The 501-nt window shown below is 34.9% G+C and carries 1 protein-coding gene; it reads right to left on the bottom strand.

Annotated features, from left to right (window positions below):
- Positions 1–16: 16 nt before the first annotated feature.
- On the bottom strand, positions 17–501 hold a 485-nt coding region (locus QNI22_RS40235; RefSeq protein ID WP_314520348.1), incomplete at its 5' end, for a transposase.

The raw sequence follows: 501 nt of genomic DNA, 5'->3' as shown, positions 1-501 counted from the left end.
TGACATAGCCGTCAGGCTAAGAAGTAAAAAGGATCTCGAAAGGGAGTCGGGAGTCAAATCGCTTTTCATTCTTCCTTTTCTCTTTTAAGCCATCTTTTACTATTTGTTTATAAACTTTTCGAGCAAATGCTAAATAACTCTTTGTTTTTCTCCAGATTGAGAATACCAAAAGCCGAATATGAGTTTTTAACCAAAGCAACATTTTCCACTCACTTACCTCTCGTTGTTTTTCTTGCCAGAAGTGATGCTTGAAAAAACAAATCAAAGGCATGAACATTAAAACTAATATTAATGCTCCCCACAGCAGGCATTGAAATCTATATAACTGCATAGGTTTTACCTGATCAATCTGAAAAATTGATTTCCAAGCTTTAAATAAAAGCTCAATTTGCCATCTTAACCGATACAGACTTCTTACCTGGCCTACTGACAACAAAATTGGAGGAACATTAGTGATAAAAATATTATATTGATTCCACAATACCTGCTCCTTAGACGGTT

It is taken from the genome of Xanthocytophaga agilis, from assembly GCF_030068605.1.
Classification (GTDB): domain Bacteria; phylum Bacteroidota; class Bacteroidia; order Cytophagales; family 172606-1; genus Xanthocytophaga; species Xanthocytophaga agilis.
Note: the sequence above shows the minus strand (reverse complement) of the source record. Positions and strands in the feature narration are given on the sequence as shown.